The organism is Mycolicibacterium psychrotolerans (assembly GCF_010729305.1).
Classification (GTDB): Bacteria; Actinomycetota; Actinomycetes; order Mycobacteriales; family Mycobacteriaceae; genus Mycobacterium; species Mycobacterium psychrotolerans.
Genome location: NZ_AP022574.1, coordinates 1,355,981 through 1,372,066 on the forward strand (window position 1 = coordinate 1,355,981; position 16,086 = coordinate 1,372,066).

Below are 16,086 nucleotides of genomic sequence, written 5' to 3' on the forward strand. Positions count from 1 at the left end.
CTCCCGAAGATAGAGAGCGAAAGACATGGCATCGATCACCTACAGAAACGCGACCTGCATCTACGAGGGCTCCGACAAGCTCGCGGTCGACAACTTGAATCTCGACATCCAGGACGGCGAATTCGTCGTCCTGGTCGGCCCGTCCGGTTCCGGCAAGAGCACGGCGCTGCGCATGCTGGCCGGCCTCGAGGACATCGACGAGGGCGCCATCGAGATCGGCGGCAAGGACATGACGGGTGTGCCGTCCAAGGACCGCGACATCGCGATGGTGTTCCAGAACTATGCGCTGTATCCGAACAAGACGGTCGCCGAGAACATGGGCTTCGCGCTCAAACTGCGCGGAGTGCCGGCCGACGAGCGGCGCCGGAAGGTCGAGGAGGCGGCCAAGGTGCTCGACCTGACCGAGCACCTGGATCGCAAACCCGCCAAGCTGTCCGGCGGCCAGCGTCAGCGCGTCGCGATGGGCCGCGCCATCGTCCGCGAGCCGCAGGTGTTCTGCATGGACGAGCCACTGTCGAACCTCGATGCCAAACTGCGCGTGCAGACTCGCACCCAGATCGCGGCGCTGCAGCGGCGGTTGGGGACCACGACGGTCTACGTCACCCACGACCAGGTCGAGGCGATGACGATGGGTGACCGGGTCGCAGTCCTCAAAGGCGGCAAACTGCAGCAGTTCGCCGCGCCGAACGAGCTGTACGATCGGCCGGCGAACGCCTTCGTCGCGGGCTTCATCGGATCGCCGGCTATGAATCTGTTCACCGCGTCGATCGCCGACAACGGTGTTCGGGTCGGCGAATCGGTGTTCGAACTCGAGCGCGACCAGATCTCGCTGCTCTCGTCCAGTGGGCTGCAGGAGGTCAGCGTCGGGATCCGGCCCGAGCAACTAGAAATCGTCGAGACCGGTGGCGTCGAGGTCGTCGTCGACTTGGTCGAGGACCTCGGCAGCGAGGCCTACGTCTACACCCATGCCGGTTCGGGTTCGAGCGGTGTCGAGTTGGTGGCACGCTGCAACCCGCGTACTGCGCCCAGGTTGGCCGATACCGTGCGCTTGCGCAGGCATCCCGACGGGGCAGTGCACCTCTTCGACCCGAAGTCGGGCGAACGCCTCAACTGACCTTGTCCGGCATGGCAGTTCACTCGTCGTCATCGAGGACGGTGTAGAAGGACTCGCCGTCCTCGGGCGTCCCGTCGATCTGCCCGAAAGTGCGGCGGTCGGGACGTGCCTCTTCGGGTGCGCCGGGCGGCAGCACGTCGGGCACCTCGGCGGCCAGCTTCTCGTCGAGGGTCTCGTCCTCCTCGGCGTCGATCCACTCGTCGGGCGGGTCGACGACGGAGTCGCCGTCGTCGTTGCGCACCTCGTCGGAGTCGAGTGACTCGCTCGGTCCGAGGGTGTCGTCGGGGCCTGCGTCGTCGTAGTCACCGTTACGGTCCATGTCCGTGAGTCTGCCCTATCGACGCCTCGGGGGCCCGCAGATCCTGCTACCGTCCGCGGGGTGTATCGGGTGATCCAATGGGGCACAGGCGCAGTCGGGACCGAGATGCTGACCGCGATCCTCGATCGCCGCCGAGTCGACCTGCAGGTCGTCGCAGCCCGGGTGTACGCCGAGGACAAGAACGGCGTCGACATCGGCATCCTGGCCGGACGGGACCCGGTCGGTGTCGCGGCCACCACCGACGTCGAGCAGATCCTCGCGACCGACGCCGACTGCGTGCTCTACACGCCGCGCACCGCGCGGGTCGACGACGTGTGCGCGCTGCTGGCCAGCGGCAAGAACGTCGCCACGACGGCGTTCATGTTCCATCCGCGCCGCATGGCCCCGGCCGACCGGGAGAGGGTGCGCGCCGCGTGTGAACAGGGCGGCACCTCCGTGCACGGCAGCGGGCTGAACCCGGGCAACCTGTCCGGGGTGCTCCCACTCGCGTTGTCCGGCATGAGCAGGCGCATCGAGAAGATCACCCTGTGCGAGCGGGCCGACTGGTCGGTCTACGAGAGCACCGGAATCACGTTCGACAACATGGCTTTCGGGCAGCCGGTGGAGTCGATCAGCCCGACGGCCACGGAGTTCCTGGCGTTCAACAGCTCGATCTTCGTCGAGCAGGTCTGGCTGATCGGTGACGCGCTCGGTGCGGACCTCGACGAGGTCACCGCGACCGTGGAAGCCGTTGCCGCACAGAAGGATCATCAGATCTTCGAGCACCGGCTGGACGCCGGGACCACCGCCGGGCAGCGCTGGAACTGGGTCGGCCGCCGCGCCGGCGTGCCGCGCGTCGAGATCGAGACACTGTGGACGGTCGGCGGCGAGTACCCCGGCCACTGGCCCAGCCCCAGACACGGCTGGACGCTGACGATCGAGGGCGACCCGTCGATGCAGGCGCACTTCGTGTCGCTCGCCAGCTTCAGCCGCCCGGCGAGCATGGCCGAGCACGTGCGGTCGGCGAATGTGGCCACCGCGATGCAGGTGCTCAACGCCGTGCCCGAGATCTGTCAGGCGCCGGTCGGTTTCGCGACGATGGCCACGCTGCCGCTCATCCGCAACACACGGGCCTTCGGCCCTCAGCCGTAGAACATCACCCAGTAGTCGGCGGTCCACGCCCCGCCTGAGCACTTGAGCGGGACGCCATCGGGCGACTGGGCCACGCCCGTGGCATCGCCGCACGGGGAGCGCAGCAGGCGCACCCCGGCCAGGGGCGGCGACGACACCCACGAGCCCTTCGAGTTGCACGCCAGGGTGTTGCCGCCGGCGTCAAGGCCGAAGTTGTTCCGGGTGCCCTGCACGCACTCACCGCCCGCGTGGACGCCGCGGTCGACGTACGGAACACAACTCGCGTCATCGCAGGCGCCGGGGGACGCCGCGGCGGATCCGGCGCCGAGTCCCAGCAACGGAGCGACGAGCAGACCACCGGCGAACGCGACCACACCACTGCGCTTCATGGCCACGAGCCTAGATCGTCGCGCCGGGATCGTGAGCGGAGTTTGCCGGCATTGCCCCGACATCGGAGCGCAGCGCGTAGGGTGACCGACCATGAAGGCGCTGGTGAGTGCGGTGGCGGGTGTGCTGCTTGCGGTGAGTGCGCTGATCGGCGCGGCCCCGGCCGGCGCCGACGTGGTGGCCTATCTGGTCAACGTCACGGTGCGGCCCGGCTACAACTTCCCCAACGCCGACGCCGCGCTCGGGTACGGGCACAGCATCTGCGACCGGGTGGCGGCGAAGATGAGCTACGCCGATCTGGTCAACCAGGTGAAGGCCGACTTCCGCACCGCCGATTACTACCAGGGCGCCTACCTGATCAACCAGGCCGTCAACGAACTGTGCCCCGCGCAGATCTGGCAACTGCGGCAGTCGGCCGCCGGCTACATCCCCAACTAGGGGCAGCTCACCTCGATCTCGAACGGCTTGGTGACCGGCTGCATGGGGTTGGCCATGTCGACGCCCGTGGCGTTGCCCGAGATCTTGTAGGTCTTGTCGTCCTTCTCGACCTTGGCGTCGCCCTGGCCCGCGCCGCTCTGGTAGCCCAGCGTGACGCCGTTGACGTTGCCCAGCCCGACCGACACCACCGAGGGGCTGTCGCCGGAGCTCACGACGGCGCCGATTCCGGTGCTGGCGTTGCCGATCGCGATGTTCGTGTTGCCGCCCATGTCCGAGCAGACGACGTTGCCCTGGATCTCCTGATCTTTGCCGTCGATGGTGACGGTGGTCTTGCCTTCGGCCGCGGCGGCCGACGAGGTCTCCCCGGAGGTCTCGGACTTCTTCTCCGAGGAACAGCCCGACAGGCCGGCGATGAGGATCGCTGCGCCGCCGACGGCGACCAGGATTTCACGCTTCACCACGGTTCTCCTTCTTGTCGTGTGATCCGTCGACACCGGCGGATCATCTCCAGCAGTATGGGTGGCGCCCTTGCCCGGGTTAGCCAAATTACGAAAATGTGACAAGCGTGGAAGGTCGCTGAGATGAAGACGTTGCGAACACCGGAGGACCGCTTCGCCGATCTGCCCGGTTTCGACTACCCGCCGCGGTACGCAGACATCCCCGACGACGACGGCGCGACGGTGCGCATCGCGTGGGTCGAGAGCGGGCCTGCCGACGGCGCCCCGGTGCTGATGCTGCACGGCGAACCGACATGGTCCTACCTGTACCGGCGGATGATCCCGATCCTCGCGGCGGCCGGGCACCGCGTCATCTGCCCCGACCTCATCGGCTTCGGCCGGTCCGACAAGCCCACCCGAGTCGAAGACCACAGCTACGCCCGCCACGTCGGATGGATCCGCGCGCTCGTCGTCGACGTGCTCGGGCTGCGCGGCGCGACCCTGGTCGGCCAGGACTGGGGTGGGCTGATCGGGCTGCGGGTGGCCGCCGAGAACCCGGAGGTGTTCACGCGCCTCGTCGTCGCCAACACCGGACTGCCCACCGGTGACCACCCGATGCCCGAGGTCTGGTGGCAGTTCCGCCGGTCGGTGGAGGCCGACCCGCAGCTGAGGGTCAGCGACTACATCCGGGCGGGCTGTGTGCGCCCGGTCGACGACGCCGTGCGTGCGGCCTACGACGCACCGTTTCCGGACCCCACCTATCTGGCCGGTCCGCGGGCCATGCCCCTGCTGGTCCCCACCACCCCCGACGACCCGGCATCGGAGGCCAACCGTGCCGCGTGGAAGGCGCTGACCGGCAGGTCGGCGCCGGCGTTGGTGGCGTTCAGCGACGGCGACCCGATCACCGGCGCGATGGCGCCCATCTTCTCCGCTGTGCTTCCCGGCGCGGCCGGTGTGGAGCATCCGGTGATCGGCGAGGCCGGTCACTTCCTCCAGGAGGATGCCGGCGAGGAGCTCGCCGCGGCGATCGCCGCGTTCCTCAGCAGGACACCCTGATCCCGAAGGTGCCCGACGTGCGGAAGCTCGGGTTGTCGGTGGCGAAGCCGTCCGCGGTGCCTGCTATCTCGTAGGTGCGGCCGCTCATCGTCACCTTCGCCTCCCCGCCGAGCCCCGCGTTGTAGCTGCCGGTGAACCCGCCCAGGTCCCTGATGCCGACCGCTTCCACGGTCAGCTCGTCGGCGCTCGACACCACGGCCGAGACCCCGCTGCCTGCGTCGCCGGTGCTGATCGTCATCATCGTGCCGGCCGGAGTGCACTGCACCGCTTCGGTGGTGCCGGTGTCCTGACCGTTGACGGTCACCTGCGCGGTGCCCGCCACGAGTTGCCCGGGCGGAGGCTGATAGTCGGGCGGCGACGACGAACAGCCGGCCACCGCCGCGGCGGCGGCCACAACGGCCAGAGTTCGTCGCATCATCACAATGGGAGAATCTACGACGTGGCGGCCCCCGATATCAGCGATCCGTTCTTTCGTGTGGAGGCAGAGCTGCCTGGGGGGCTGGGCCGTGCAGGCGTGATCCACACGCCGCACGGTGACATCGCCACCCCGGCGTTCATCGCGGTGGGCACTCAGGCGACTGTCAAGGCGGTACTGCCGGAGACCATGAAAGCGCTTGGTGCGCAAGCCATCCTGGCAAACGCCTATCACCTCTACCTGCAGCCCGGGCCGGACATCGTCGACGAGGCCGGGGGGCTGGGCGCGTTCATGAACTGGCCGGGACCCACGTTCACCGACAGCGGCGGGTTCCAGGTGATGTCGCTGGGCGTCGGGTTCAAGAAGGTGCTGGCGATGGACACCGCCCGGGTGCAGGCCGACGACGTCATCGCCGACGGCAAGGAGCGGCTCGCCCACGTCGACGACGACGGCGTGACGTTCCGGTCGCACCTGAACGGGTCGACGCACCGGTTCACCCCGGAAGTGTCGATCGGTATCCAGCACCAGCTCGGCGCCGACATCATCTTCGCGTTCGACGAGCTCACCACGTTGGTAAACACCCGCGGCTATCAGGAGAGTTCGGTGCAGCGCACCCACGAGTGGGCGGTGCGCTGCCTGGCCGAGCACCGCCGGCTGACGGCGCTGCGGCCGGACAAGCCGGCACAGGCGCTGTTCGGGGTGGTGCAGGGCGCCCAGTACGAGGACCTGCGGCGACAGGCCGCCCGCGGCCTGACCGAGATCATCGACGCCGACGGGAACGGGTTCGACGGATACGGCATCGGCGGCGCGCTGGAGAAGCAGAACCTGGCCACCATCGTCGGCTGGGTCAGCAGTGAGCTGCCCGCCGACAAGCCGCGCCATCTGCTGGGCATCAGCGAGCCCGACGATCTGTTCGCGGCGGTCGCTGCGGGCGCGGACACCTTCGACTGCGTGTCGCCGTCGCGGGTGGCCCGCAACGCCGCGGTGTACACCCACACCGGCCGGTTCAACATCACCGGCTCGCGCTACCGCCGCGACTTCACCCCGATCGACGCCGAATGCGACTGCTACACGTGCGCCCACTACACCCGCGCCTATCTGCACCACCTGTTCAAGGCCAAGGAGATGCTGGCCTCGACGCTGGCCACGATCCACAACGAGCGCTTCGTCGTCCGACTCGTCGACGACATCCGCGCGGCGATCCTCGCGGGCCGGTTCGACGACCTGCGCGACCACGTTCTGGGCCGGTACTACGCGACGCGGTGAGCCGGCTCAGCTGAGCGCTTCGACCACTTCCCGGGCGGCGCGCTCGCCGGCCTCGACCGCACCTTCCATGTAGGCGCTCCACTGCGTCGCGGTGTCGGTCGACGCCCAGTGGATGACGCCGATCGGTTCGGCGAGCGCGGGGCCGTAGGTCGTCCACACCAACGGTCCGCAGTTGGCGTTGTAGCAGCCCCGGGTCCACTGACGGCTGCCCCACTCGCCGTCGACGTAGGCCACCGGACGGGCCGCCTTGTCGCCGTAGTGGCGCACCAGTTCCTCGGTGAGCGCCGCACGCCGCTCCTCCTGCGACCAGTGGCCGTGCGTGCGCGCCTGTTCGCCCTCGAGGAACATCAGGATCACCCCGCGGTCGTCGCCGGGAAGGCAGGTGTCGTTGGACATCCGGGCGGGCCCGATGTCGGAGATCAGCTGGCCGTTGAATCCGTCTGCACGCCAGAAGGGTTCGTCGTAGACGAAGAAGGCCTTCATCGCCGCGGAGTTCGGCATCCGCTGGGTGAGTTGGTCACGGTAGCCGGAAAGCGGTGGGTCGTACATGATGCGCCCGGCCAGCATCGGGGAGATCGCGACGATGACGCGCCGCCCGCGGGCGATCCGTCCGCCGCGGCAGTGCACGGTGACGCGTTCGGCGCCGTGCTCGATCTCCCGCACGGGCGCGTCGAGCACCAGATGGCTTTCGACCAGCGCGGCCAACCTGTTCGGGATCTCGGCGGTGCCGCCGACGAAGCGGGTGGTCTGCGCGCCGCCCTCGGACTCGGCGAACAGTTCTGCGGTGACACCACAGGTCTGGATGGTGAACAGCAGGTGCAGGAACGACACCTCCACGGTCGGCACCGCGAGGATCCCGACGGTGCAGATCTCGAGCAGCGTCCGGGCGACCGGGGACAGGGCCTGCCCGTCGTACCAGGCGCCCGCGGTGATCGCGTCCCACTCCTCGGCGCGCGGCGCACGCCACGGTGCTTCGGGCGGGACCTCGGCCGCCAGTTCGTCGAGCAGCCGGAGCACCTTCGCGAGCTCGGCCAGTTCGTCGCCGAACCGGCGGTGAAAATCGTTCTGTCGCAGCACCGGCGAACCGGCCAACTCGTAGGACGTCTCGCCCTCGTCGAACTGCGGGTAGGTCTCGACGCCGAGTTCCTCTGCCAGCGCGAACATCCGGTGATGGGTGTCGCCGATCCACTGGGCGCCGATCTCGACGGGCAGCCCGGGCAGCACCTCCTCGGTGAGGATCCGGCCGCCCACCCGTTCGTCGGCCTCGAGGATCAGCGGCGTCAGACCCGCCGCGAGGACCGTGCGCGCCGCGATCAGCCCGGAGATACCGGCCCCGACGATGATGACGTCCGCCTCGTGTGCTGCCATGCAGCACACTGTCTCACGGTGCCGCTACAGCGGGTTGAGAATCCTCTGCAGGAACTGCCGGGTGCGCTCGTGCTGCGGATCGCCGATCACCGCCGCGGGCGGGCCCTGCTCGAGGATCACGCCCTGGTCGGTGAACAGCACCTGGTCGGAAACGCCTCGGGCGAACTGGATCTCGTGGGTGACGATGACCAGGGTCCAGCCCTCGACGGCCAGGTCCCGGATGACTGCGAGCACCTCGCCGACGAGCTCGGGGTCCAGCGCGGAGGTCGGTTCGTCGAACAGGACCACCTTCGGTCTCATCGCCAGCGCACGGGCGATGCCGACGCGCTGCTGCTGGCCGCCGGAGAGCTGGAACGGGTACTGGTCCCGTTTGTCGGCCAGTCCGACCTGCTCGAGCAGTTGCACCGCCTCGGCCTCGGCCTCCTCGCGGGGCCGCTTCTGCGCGACGACCGGTCCCTCGGTGACGTTCTGCAGAACGGTCTTGTGCGGAAACAGGTTGTGCGACTGGAACACGAAGCCGCTCTGGGCCCGGTAGCGCCGCAGCTGATCCTTGGTGACGGGTCCGGAGAAGTCGATCTCGACGTCACCCACTCTGATGACGCCCGTATCGGGGCTGTCGAGCGCGTTGAGTGCCCTCAGCAGGGTGGTCTTCCCCGACCCGGACGGGCCGATGATCGTTGTTGCCGAACCGCTGGGCACGGTGAACGAGACGCCCTTGAGCACCTCGAGCGGCCCGAAGGATTTGTGCACGTCCTCGGCGACGATCCGATTCTGGCGCTGGTTCTCGGTGGGCTGCTCGGTCACTTCGCCACGTACCTCTCCAGTCGGTGTTCGATTCGGGCCTGACCGAACGACAGCACCAGGCAGATCACCCAGTAGTACACGGCCGCCGTGCCGTACAGGGCGAAGAACTCGAACGTGGGCGCGGCGATGATCTGCGCCTGCCGCAGCAGCTCGGTGACCAATATGGTTGAGGCGAGGGAAGTGTCTTTGACCAGGGAGATCAACGTGTTGGACAGCGGCGGGACGGCCACCCGGGCGGCCTGGGGCAGGACGATCCGGCGCAGCGTGCCCGTGTAGTCCAGTCCGATGGTCTGCGCGGCCTCCCACTGACCCTTCGGGATGCTCTGGATCGCCGAGCGGATGATCTCGGCGGCGTAGCCACCGACGTTGAGGGAGAACGCGATCACCGCGGCCGGGAACGGGTCGATCTTCACGCCGAACTGCGGCAGCGCGAAGAACACGATGAACAGCTGCACCAGCAGCGGCGTCCCCCGGATCACCGAGATGTAAAACCGGGCGACGTTGCTCGCGACGATGTTCGACGACAGCCGGGCCAGCGCCACCGCCAGGGCGATCACCAGGCCGAGGGCGAAGCTGATCACGGTCAGCGGGATCGTCATCGTGAGCGCGGCCCTGGCCAGCGGCCAGAGGTTCTCGCCGATCAGCTGCCAGGTGGAACGAGGGGGCGCGGCGCCGGCCGCCTCCGGGGCGCCGGAGGCGTTGGCGTTGAGGTACTTCTGCGAGATCTGGGCCAAGGTGCCATCGGCGCGCAGTTCGTCGAGTGCGGCGTTCAGCTCGGGCAGCAGCCCGCTGTCCTTGCGGGCGGCGAATCCCTGCTCGCTCTTCTCGCCCACGGTGCCGGCGATCTTGACCGAGGAGTCCTTGGTCTCGGCGAAATAGGCGTACACCGCGATGCTGTCGTTGATCACGACGTCGACGCGGCCCTGGCTGAGCAGCGTGATCGCCTGCGTGAACCCCTCCACCGATTCCACCCGGGCGCCGGCCTTGCGGGCGACCTCCGACCAGTTGCTGGTGGCGTTCTCCGCGGCGACCTTGCCTTTCAGGTCGTCCAGCGAGGTGATGGAGTTGTCGTCGGCGCGGGTGACGATGACGCCCTCGCCGATCGAATACGGCTGCGACAGGTCGTATTTCGCCTTGCGCTCGGGGTTGATGGTCACCTCGTTGGCGACCACGTCGAACCGGTTGGCCTCCAGCGCGGCGAACATCGAGTCCCACGGCGTCTCGACGAACTCGACGGTGACGCCGATCTTGTCGGCGACGGCCCGGGCGACGTCGACGTCGTAACCGACCAGCCGGCCGGTCGCGGCGTCGTGGTAGGAGAACGGGGAGTAGACGCCCTCGGTGCCCACCCGCAGCACGCCGGCGGACTTGATGGGGGTGTCGCCGCCGCCGGAGGAGCCGGCGCAGCCGGCGAGGATCAGCGCCGCGAGGAGGAGGACCGCCGGCAGCGTGCGGCGTAGTCGATGCACCGGCCGCACGCTAGCAACACCGGCCGTCGATCTGAAGGGTTCTGCTCACCCGGGCAGGTATACCCACGGTGTGCGGGGCAGACGCGCCGGATCGAACTCCGGCAGCATCCGCGCCACCGTGTGCGCGGAGAACCCCAGCGAGTCCGCGATCTGGGCCAGCGCCCGGTCTACTCCGATCTCGGCCAGGGTCACCGCCCCGTCCCGCTTGGCCAGCCGTGCGCCGTCGGCGTTGAGAACCAGCGGAACGTGCGCGTACACCGGTTGCCGGTGCCCGAGCAGCTGCGCGAGGTACGCCTGACGCGGCGACGAGGACAGCAGGTCGTCGCCGCGCACCACCTGGTCGATGCCCGAGGCGGCGTCGTCGACGACCACCGCGAGGTTGTAGGCCGGTACCCCGTCCCCGCGGCGCACCACGAAGTCGTCGACCAGGCCGGTGTAGTCGCCGTGCAGCACGTCGTGCACGGTGTGGGTCGGCGTGTCGGTGCGCAGCCGCAGTGCCGGCGGGCGGCCCGTCTCGGCGCGCCGTCGTGCGCGCTCGGTCTCGGTGAGGTCGCGGCACGTTCCCGGATAGGCCCCTTCGGGAGCATGGGGAGCGCGAGGTGCCTGGGCGATATCTCTTCTCGTGCAATAGCATTCGTAGAGCAACCCGCGGCTGTTCAACGTCTCGACCACGGCGTCGTAGCGCTGCGGGTGCTCCGTCTGGCGGGTGGCGGGCCCGTCCCAGGTGACGCCCAGCGCGGCCAGGTCGGCGAGTTGGCGATCACCGATGTCGGTGTCGGTACGGTCGTCGAGGTCCTCCACGCGCATCAGGAAGCGCCGGCCGGTGGAGCGGGCGAACAGCCAGGCCAGCACCGCGGTGCGCAGGTTGCCGATGTGCAGATCCGCCGACGGGCTCGGCGCGAACCTGCCTGCGCCGCCTGCGATCGTCACGGACCCACTCTGTCAGACCGCCCGCCGCCCCTGACTCTGCAGCGCGACCGAGGCCTCCGCCACCGACGCGGCCACCCCGATGCCGCGGCCCTGGGCGGTGACGGCCAACCGGGTGCGGTCGCCGCGGAAAAGGTCGCGGGAGAATTCGCACGGGGTGTCGTGCTGGTCATAGGTGATCCGGGTGATCAGCAGCAGCGCCGACTTCGGTTTGATGCCCAGCAGGGTCGCTTCCTCGGGCGTGGCGTTGACCGCCTCGATGCGTTCGTCGGCGCGGGCGGTGACCAGTCCGTACTGCGACTCCAAGATCTCGTACAGCGAGCCGCCGAGTTGCTGTTCGAGCAGGCCGGGGAAGGCGTCGGCGGGAAACTGCGCCAGTTCCAACGAGATCGGCGACCCGTCGGCGAGCCGGACCCGCTGGATCTCGATGACGAAGTCGTCGGCGGTGATCCCGAGCGCCTTCTGGGTGGTGGCGTCGGGCGCGCCGATCTTGGTCGACAGCACCCGGGTGCCCGCGACATAACCCTGGCTGGCCAGGAACGCGGGCACCCCGACGACGTCGGTCAGACTGCGCTGCACCTGGGCGTGGCTGATGAAGATGCCGCCGGCCCGGCCGATCACCCGATCGACCAGGCCCGCCTCCTCCAGAGCGGCGAGCACCTGGCGCAGGCTGGAGCGGCTGGTGCGGTACCGCTCCGCCAGTTCCCGCTCGCTGCCGAGCTTGGCGCCCGGAACGCCCGCATTGATGTCGGCCACGATCCGGCGCCGCAGGTCCTCGGTCTGGGTGGGCACCGGACCTCCTCGGCTCATGGCAATTGGTACGACCAAATGTAGGGTACCTGCGCTCAGAGGTCGGCGAGCGCCTCGGGCGATTCGGGCAGGATCTGGCCGCCGTCGACGACCAGCGACTGTCCGGTGATGTAGGCGGCCTCGTCGGTGGCGAAGAACAGCGCGGCGTTGCCGATGTCGGCGACGGTGCCGAGTGTGCCCGTCGGGATCGCGGCCTTCATCGAATCCATGTACTCCTCGCCCATCTCGACGAGACCCTCGGTCAGGATGTTGCCGGGCAGCACCGCGTTGACGGTGATCTTCTTGCGCGCCAGTTCGATCGCCGCAGTGCGCAGGAAGCCGAGTTGAGCGGCCTTGCTGGCACCGTAGTGCGACCAGCCGGGGAAGCCGGTGATGGGCCCGGTGATCGAGGAGGTGATGATCACGCGGCCGTGACCGCTGGCGGTCAGCGGCTCGAGCGCGGCCTGCACGATGTAGACGGTTCCCTTGACGTTGGTTCCGAGCACCTGCTCGAGGTCTTCGGGGGTCATGTCGGCCAGCGACGCCGACGGGAAGATGCCGGCGTTGGCGCACACGATGTCGAGTCCGCCGTTGCGCTCGACGGCGGTGGCCACCGCGCGGCGGCAGTCCTCGGGGCTGGTCACGTCGGCGGCCACCCCGGTGACGGTGCCCGTCAGGTCGGCCAGATCCGTGACGGTGCGCTCGACGTCGGACTCGGTGCGCCCGGTGATGACGACCTTGACGCCGGCGCGGGCGAACGTCTCGGCGATCCCGCGTCCGATGCCCTTGCTGCCGCCGGTGACGATGGCCGAGCGGCCCTGCAACGAGGTGAACATGACGAACCTTTCGGTGGACGGTTCAGGCGGTCAGCAGGTGACCGTCTGAGGACAGGTACCGCTCGGCCAGCGTGCAGCTGCCCGCGGCGTAGGTGACGGAGATGGCCTGCGATTCCCGGGAATGGCTGTGCGTGCCCATCCAGGCCAGCAGCAGCAGCCGGCGCAGCAGCACGAACGAGGCCAGCATGTCCTCGTCGGCCGCGGCCAGCTCCCGGCGGGTGCGGTATCCGGTGACCCAGGCGTCCTGCCATTCCGGCACCGACGGGTGGTCTTCGAAGAACGACACCGCGGTGCCGAAATCGTAGAAATACCAGCCGAATCCGCAGTCGTCGAAGTCGATCACCGTGATGGTGTCACCGTCGACCAGCAGGTTGGCCAGCCGCAGGTCGGCATGAATCAGACCGAACGTGTCGCTGCCCGTGCCGTATTCGGCCAGCCGGCGCCGCAGCAACTGCTCGGCGCGGCCGAGCACCTGGGCCTCGTGCTCGCCGACACCGACCGCGTCGCGCCAGCGGCCCCAGCGCGGCGACCCTCCCAGGCTGTGTTCCCAGTCCCAGGAGAACCGGCTGAAGGCAGGCGGACGCTGCCAGCTGCGGGCATGGTCGTGCAGCGCGGCGGTGATGCATCCCAGCGTGTGGAAATCCGTGCTCGTCACCGTGTTTTCGTCGGGTTCGGCGCCGGGCACCATCTCGAAGTGCACCACGTGACGCTCGGTTCCGTCGTGGTCGACGGTGACCACCCGGCGGCCGTCGTGCGCCGGGATCACGGTCGGCACGGTGATGTCGCTGTCACGCCGCAGCGCGTCCAGCCACGTCAGCTCCGATTCGATCTGGTCGACGCGGTGGTAGTCCTTGCGATGGACCCGCAGGATGGACCGGTGCCCGCAGCCGGGCTCCTCGACGGCGTAGGTGGCGTTCTCGGACAGGTTGAGCAGCCGCAGCGCCGAGCCCTGCGGCAGGTCGAACGCCCCGAGCGCCTTCTCGGCGACCGCCCGGTCGTCGCCGAAGTCGACACCGCTCAATGGTCACGCCCCTCGATCGCCTCCAGCACCGTGGTGATCGCATCGCGCGCGGTCACCACATCGGCGGTGCTGCCGCTGATGTAGAGGCGGCCCGCGGCACCGATCATCTGCACGTCGACCAGCGTCAGTCCCGGCGCGGCGCGCTCGGCTTCGTTGGCCGCCACGGCCGCGAACAGCGCCGGCGTCATCTCGTAGACCAGCAGCGACTGGCCGGGCAGCACCATCGATGCCTGCCGGTTGCGGTTGAGGATCACCGCGTGCTGGTCGGTGATGTCGGTGATGACGTCGTGGTAGAGCACCCGCGGCCGCAGTTGATCGGCCGCCGCGTTCTTCGTGCCGTTCAGGATCGCCTCGCCCGCCCGTCGCACGTCCTCGAGATCGCTGGAGTGGATCTCGAGCACGCCGAACTGGCGCTCCACGTAGAGGATTCCGGGCGAGATGCCGGGTACCTCCCGCAGCGCCAGGTCGATGACCCGCTCGATGGCCAGCGCCGGGGACACCTCGACGATGAGCGCGTGCTCGCCCGCGTACGGCGGGTAGCCGCGCGCCCGGGTGGGCGTGCCGAGGTAGGCGGCGAACTGTTGCTGCAGGTCCTCGACGAGCAGGTAGACGCGGATGTCGGTCCGCGTCGGTGCATCCGTGACGGCCATCTGGCGAGCCTACTGGCCGGAGACGGAGAAGTGCGCGCCGAGCTCGCTGTGCGGGCGCGGGATCACGTGCACGCTGATGAGTTCACCGACCTGCGAGGCGGATTCGGCGCCGGCTTCGGTCGCGGCCTTGACGGCGCCCACCTCGCCGGTGACGATGACGGCCACCAGACCGTCACCGACCTGCTGACGATCGGTGATCGTCACGTTGGCGGCCTTGACCATCGCGTCGGCAGCGGCGAGCGCCGCGACATACCCTTTGGTCTCGATCATTCCGATCGCGTTGCTGGCCATGATTTCTCCTTTGTGTCGGTTGACTACAGGTTGTCGGGCCGGGTGCCGGGGCGGCTAACCGGTGGGGTCGATGGAGCCGATGATCAGCGCGTCCACCGGGGGTGGGGTGCCGGTGAACCAGCCGGCGGCCACCGACCCCTGGGTGACCAGCACGTGCTCGCCGACGCCGCTGCCCAGCACGTCGAACGCCACGAGCCGGGAACCGGAGCCGTCGACCTCCACTTCCAGGAAGGCGCCGGCCGGGATGCCGTCGATGCGGCGGGTCGACCAGACCTGGCCGACCACCGTGCCACGAATCATGTTCGCTCCTTGTGGATCGTCACGCCCAGTGCGCGGGCGCGCTCGCGGGCCAGGGGGGTGAGCACGGCCCGTGGGCCGAGCACCAGGGCAGCGCCGGATGCGGCGATGTCGGCGATCTGGCGTTCGGTGACCGCGCCGCGCTCGATGCGCCGGCTGCTGCCGGCTCCCGGCCGTCCCGTGCCGGCGAGGCGGAACGACAGGCGACCTTGCCGCAGGTCGGCGCGCGTCTTGGGATTCTCGAACAATCGCAACAGGTTTCGCACGAACACGTCGAGGTCCCGGTCGGACGTGATGCGCACCGTGTCGACCCGCGACCTCTCGTCGGCGGTGAGCGGCCCGGTCGCGACAGGCCCCTGGGAAGGCGGCGAAGCCGGTGCAGGGGCGGGCGGCACCGGTGCCGGCGGGGCAGCGCTCGAGAGATCGCCCACGGCCTCGCGGATGACCTCGCGGACCATCTGCCGCAGCGCGTCGCGGTCGATGCTCACGGCACACTCCGTGCCAGGGCCTCCTCGGCGGCGGAGGCGGCCTGGCGGATGTCGGATTCGCTGCCGGACAGATACACCCGGCCGGTCGCCCCGATCATCCGGAAGTCGACGACCTTGATGTCGGCGGCCTTCTCGGCTTCGTTGGTCGCCAGGATCGCATAGGACGCCGGGGACACCTCGAGGACATAGAGGGTCTCACCGGCGAGCACCATCGAGCCGATCTTGTTGCGGTTGATCAGGAATGCGTGCTGGGCGTCGATGCTGGAGATGATGCGCGAGGCCAGGATCTGCGGCGGGGTCGCCGAGCCGGAGTCCCGGTCGAGTTCGGCGAGCGCGGCGCCGGCCGCGGCCTGCACGGCGTCGGTGTCGCCGTGGAACTCCAGATAACCGAACTGGCGCTCCACCACCAGCACGCCTGCCTGGACCTCGGCGTGCTTGACCGCGACATCGGTGACGCCCTCGATGTCCAGACCCGGGGCCACCTCGATGATCTGGGCGGCCACCCCGGCGCGCGGCAGCGCACCCTTGATCCAGGAGCCCAGATACGACATTGTCTGCGGCTGCAGCCGATCGATGAAGATGAACGAACGCAGTTCAGCCACGG

The 16,086-nt window shown here is 69.1% G+C and carries 21 protein-coding genes; 5 read left to right on the forward strand and 16 right to left on the reverse strand.

Going from position 1 to position 16,086, the window contains the following annotated elements:
- Positions 1–25: 25 nt before the first annotated feature.
- Positions 26–1,114, forward strand: coding sequence for an ABC transporter ATP-binding protein (locus G6N45_RS06710; protein WP_163721028.1), 1,089 nt, complete (start codon positions 26–28; stop codon positions 1,112–1,114).
- A gap of 19 nt (positions 1,115–1,133) precedes the next feature.
- On the opposite strand, the gene G6N45_RS06715 is transcribed toward G6N45_RS06710, so the two are convergent.
- Positions 1,134–1,433, reverse strand: coding sequence for a hypothetical protein (locus tag G6N45_RS06715; protein ID WP_057149522.1), 300 nt, complete (start codon positions 1,431–1,433; stop codon positions 1,134–1,136).
- A 105-nt stretch (positions 1,434–1,538) separates the two neighbouring features.
- Between G6N45_RS06715 and G6N45_RS06720 the strand changes: the two genes are divergently transcribed.
- Entirely contained in the window at positions 1,539–2,564 is a 1,026-nt protein-coding gene (locus G6N45_RS06720) for an NAD(P)H-dependent amine dehydrogenase family protein (protein ID WP_163727948.1), read from the forward strand.
- Here G6N45_RS06720 and G6N45_RS06725 read toward each other — a convergent pair.
- Entirely contained in the window at positions 2,555–2,932 is a 378-nt protein-coding gene (locus G6N45_RS06725; protein ID WP_163721030.1) for a hypothetical protein, read from the reverse strand. The genes G6N45_RS06720 and G6N45_RS06725 overlap by 10 nt on opposite strands.
- Positions 2,933–3,023: 91 nt before the next feature.
- Here G6N45_RS06725 and G6N45_RS06730 point away from each other — a divergent pair, with 91 nt between their 5' ends.
- The gene (locus tag G6N45_RS06730; RefSeq protein WP_163721031.1) at positions 3,024–3,368 is read left to right on the forward strand and encodes a DUF732 domain-containing protein; all 345 of its coding nucleotides are present in this window, start codon (positions 3,024–3,026) and stop codon (positions 3,366–3,368) included.
- Here the strand turns inward: G6N45_RS06730 and G6N45_RS06735 are convergent.
- Positions 3,365–3,826: a lipoprotein LpqH gene (locus G6N45_RS06735; RefSeq protein WP_057149519.1), complete on the reverse strand. Its 462-nt coding sequence runs from the start codon at positions 3,824–3,826 to the stop codon at positions 3,365–3,367. The two genes, G6N45_RS06730 and G6N45_RS06735, sit on opposite strands and share 4 nt — an antisense overlap.
- 123 nt (positions 3,827–3,949) lie before the next feature.
- On the opposite strand from G6N45_RS06735, the gene G6N45_RS06740 reads away from it, so the two are divergent.
- Positions 3,950–4,861: a haloalkane dehalogenase gene (locus G6N45_RS06740; protein WP_163721033.1), complete on the forward strand. Its 912-nt coding sequence runs from the start codon at positions 3,950–3,952 to the stop codon at positions 4,859–4,861.
- On the opposite strand, the gene G6N45_RS06745 is transcribed toward G6N45_RS06740, so the two are convergent.
- Positions 4,845–5,279 (reverse strand): lipoprotein LpqH, encoded by a 435-nt coding sequence (locus G6N45_RS06745; protein ID WP_163721035.1) that lies wholly within the window; start codon positions 5,277–5,279, stop codon positions 4,845–4,847. The two genes, G6N45_RS06740 and G6N45_RS06745, sit on opposite strands and share 17 nt — an antisense overlap.
- Positions 5,280–5,336: 57 nt before the next feature.
- Here G6N45_RS06745 and tgt point away from each other — a divergent pair, with 57 nt between their 5' ends.
- The gene (gene tgt / locus G6N45_RS06750) at positions 5,337–6,542 is read left to right on the forward strand and encodes a tRNA guanosine(34) transglycosylase Tgt (RefSeq protein WP_407664332.1); all 1,206 of its coding nucleotides are present in this window, start codon (positions 5,337–5,339) and stop codon (positions 6,540–6,542) included.
- 6 nt (positions 6,543–6,548) lie between these two features.
- Here tgt and G6N45_RS06755 read toward each other — a convergent pair whose 3' ends face one another.
- From G6N45_RS06755 to G6N45_RS06810, 12 genes are read right to left on the reverse strand one after another with little or no spacing between them, the layout of a single operon-like run.
- Positions 6,549–7,910, reverse strand: a complete 1,362-nt coding sequence (locus tag G6N45_RS06755; RefSeq protein WP_163721038.1) for a flavin monoamine oxidase family protein — start codon at positions 7,908–7,910, stop codon at positions 6,549–6,551.
- Positions 7,911–7,934: 24 nt separating this feature from the next.
- Positions 7,935–8,714, reverse strand: coding sequence for an amino acid ABC transporter ATP-binding protein (locus G6N45_RS06760; RefSeq protein ID WP_163721040.1), 780 nt, complete (start codon positions 8,712–8,714; stop codon positions 7,935–7,937).
- On the reverse strand, positions 8,711–10,183 hold the full coding sequence (locus tag G6N45_RS06765) for an ABC transporter permease subunit (RefSeq protein WP_163721042.1): 1,473 nt from the start codon (positions 10,181–10,183) through the stop codon (positions 8,711–8,713). The genes G6N45_RS06760 and G6N45_RS06765 overlap by 4 nt, the downstream gene beginning before the upstream one ends.
- Positions 10,184–10,228: 45 nt before the next feature.
- Positions 10,229–11,107, reverse strand: coding sequence for a tRNA glutamyl-Q(34) synthetase GluQRS (gluQRS, locus tag G6N45_RS06770; RefSeq protein WP_163727955.1), 879 nt, complete (start codon positions 11,105–11,107; stop codon positions 10,229–10,231).
- An 18-nt stretch (positions 11,108–11,125) separates the two neighbouring features.
- A complete protein-coding gene (locus tag G6N45_RS06775) occupies positions 11,126–11,902 on the reverse strand; it encodes a GntR family transcriptional regulator (RefSeq protein ID WP_163721044.1) in 777 nt (258 codons plus the stop codon).
- A gap of 53 nt (positions 11,903–11,955) precedes the next feature.
- The gene (gene fabG, locus G6N45_RS06780; RefSeq protein ID WP_163721046.1) at positions 11,956–12,735 is read right to left on the reverse strand and encodes a 3-oxoacyl-ACP reductase FabG; all 780 of its coding nucleotides are present in this window, start codon (positions 12,733–12,735) and stop codon (positions 11,956–11,958) included.
- 22 nt (positions 12,736–12,757) lie between these two features.
- Positions 12,758–13,756, reverse strand: a complete 999-nt coding sequence (locus G6N45_RS06785) for a phosphotransferase enzyme family protein (protein ID WP_163721048.1) — start codon at positions 13,754–13,756, stop codon at positions 12,758–12,760.
- The gene (locus G6N45_RS06790) at positions 13,753–14,406 is read right to left on the reverse strand and encodes a microcompartment protein (protein WP_163721050.1); all 654 of its coding nucleotides are present in this window, start codon (positions 14,404–14,406) and stop codon (positions 13,753–13,755) included. Before G6N45_RS06790 ends, G6N45_RS06785 begins: the two co-directional genes overlap by 4 nt.
- Before the next feature lie 9 nt (positions 14,407–14,415).
- Entirely contained in the window at positions 14,416–14,697 is a 282-nt protein-coding gene (locus G6N45_RS06795; protein WP_057149510.1) for a BMC domain-containing protein, read from the reverse strand.
- A 54-nt stretch (positions 14,698–14,751) separates the two neighbouring features.
- Positions 14,752–14,997 carry a EutN/CcmL family microcompartment protein gene (locus G6N45_RS06800; protein WP_057149509.1) on the reverse strand — a complete coding sequence of 82 codons (246 nt, stop codon included), beginning with the start codon at positions 14,995–14,997 and terminating at the stop codon, positions 14,752–14,754.
- Positions 14,994–15,482 (reverse strand): hypothetical protein, encoded by a 489-nt coding sequence (locus G6N45_RS06805; RefSeq protein ID WP_057149508.1) that lies wholly within the window; start codon positions 15,480–15,482, stop codon positions 14,994–14,996. Before G6N45_RS06805 ends, G6N45_RS06800 begins: the two co-directional genes overlap by 4 nt.
- A complete protein-coding gene (locus G6N45_RS06810) occupies positions 15,479–16,084 on the reverse strand; it encodes a BMC domain-containing protein (RefSeq protein WP_057149507.1) in 606 nt (201 codons plus the stop codon). Before G6N45_RS06810 ends, G6N45_RS06805 begins: the two co-directional genes overlap by 4 nt.
- Positions 16,085–16,086 lie beyond the last annotated feature (2 nt).

Excerpts from the sequence above, each read along its gene's own strand:
- G6N45_RS06715 (WP_057149522.1), bottom strand. The coding sequence starts at position 1,433 with ATGGACCGTAACGGTGACTACGACGACGCAGGCCCCGACGACACCCTC.
- G6N45_RS06720 (WP_163727948.1), top strand. The coding sequence starts at position 1,539 with ATGCTGACCGCGATCCTCGATCGCCGCCGAGTCGACCTGCAGGTCGTC.
- G6N45_RS06800 (WP_057149509.1), bottom strand. The coding sequence starts at position 14,997 with ATGATTCGTGGCACGGTGGTCGGCCAGGTCTGGTCGACCCGCCGCATC.
- G6N45_RS06795 (WP_057149510.1), bottom strand. The coding sequence starts at position 14,697 with ATGGCCAGCAACGCGATCGGAATGATCGAGACCAAAGGGTATGTCGCG.
- G6N45_RS06745 (WP_163721035.1), bottom strand. The coding sequence starts at position 5,279 with ATGATGCGACGAACTCTGGCCGTTGTGGCCGCCGCCGCGGCGGTGGCC.
- G6N45_RS06740 (WP_163721033.1), top strand. The coding sequence starts at position 3,950 with ATGAAGACGTTGCGAACACCGGAGGACCGCTTCGCCGATCTGCCCGGT.
- G6N45_RS06710 (WP_163721028.1), top strand. The coding sequence starts at position 26 with ATGGCATCGATCACCTACAGAAACGCGACCTGCATCTACGAGGGCTCC.
- fabG (WP_163721046.1), bottom strand. The coding sequence starts at position 12,735 with ATGTTCACCTCGTTGCAGGGCCGCTCGGCCATCGTCACCGGCGGCAGC.
- G6N45_RS06755 (WP_163721038.1), bottom strand. The coding sequence starts at position 7,910 with ATGGCAGCACACGAGGCGGACGTCATCATCGTCGGGGCCGGTATCTCC.
- G6N45_RS06730 (WP_163721031.1), top strand. The coding sequence starts at position 3,024 with ATGAAGGCGCTGGTGAGTGCGGTGGCGGGTGTGCTGCTTGCGGTGAGT.
- G6N45_RS06790 (WP_163721050.1), bottom strand. The coding sequence starts at position 14,406 with ATGGCCGTCACGGATGCACCGACGCGGACCGACATCCGCGTCTACCTG.
- G6N45_RS06725 (WP_163721030.1), bottom strand. The coding sequence starts at position 2,932 with ATGAAGCGCAGTGGTGTGGTCGCGTTCGCCGGTGGTCTGCTCGTCGCT.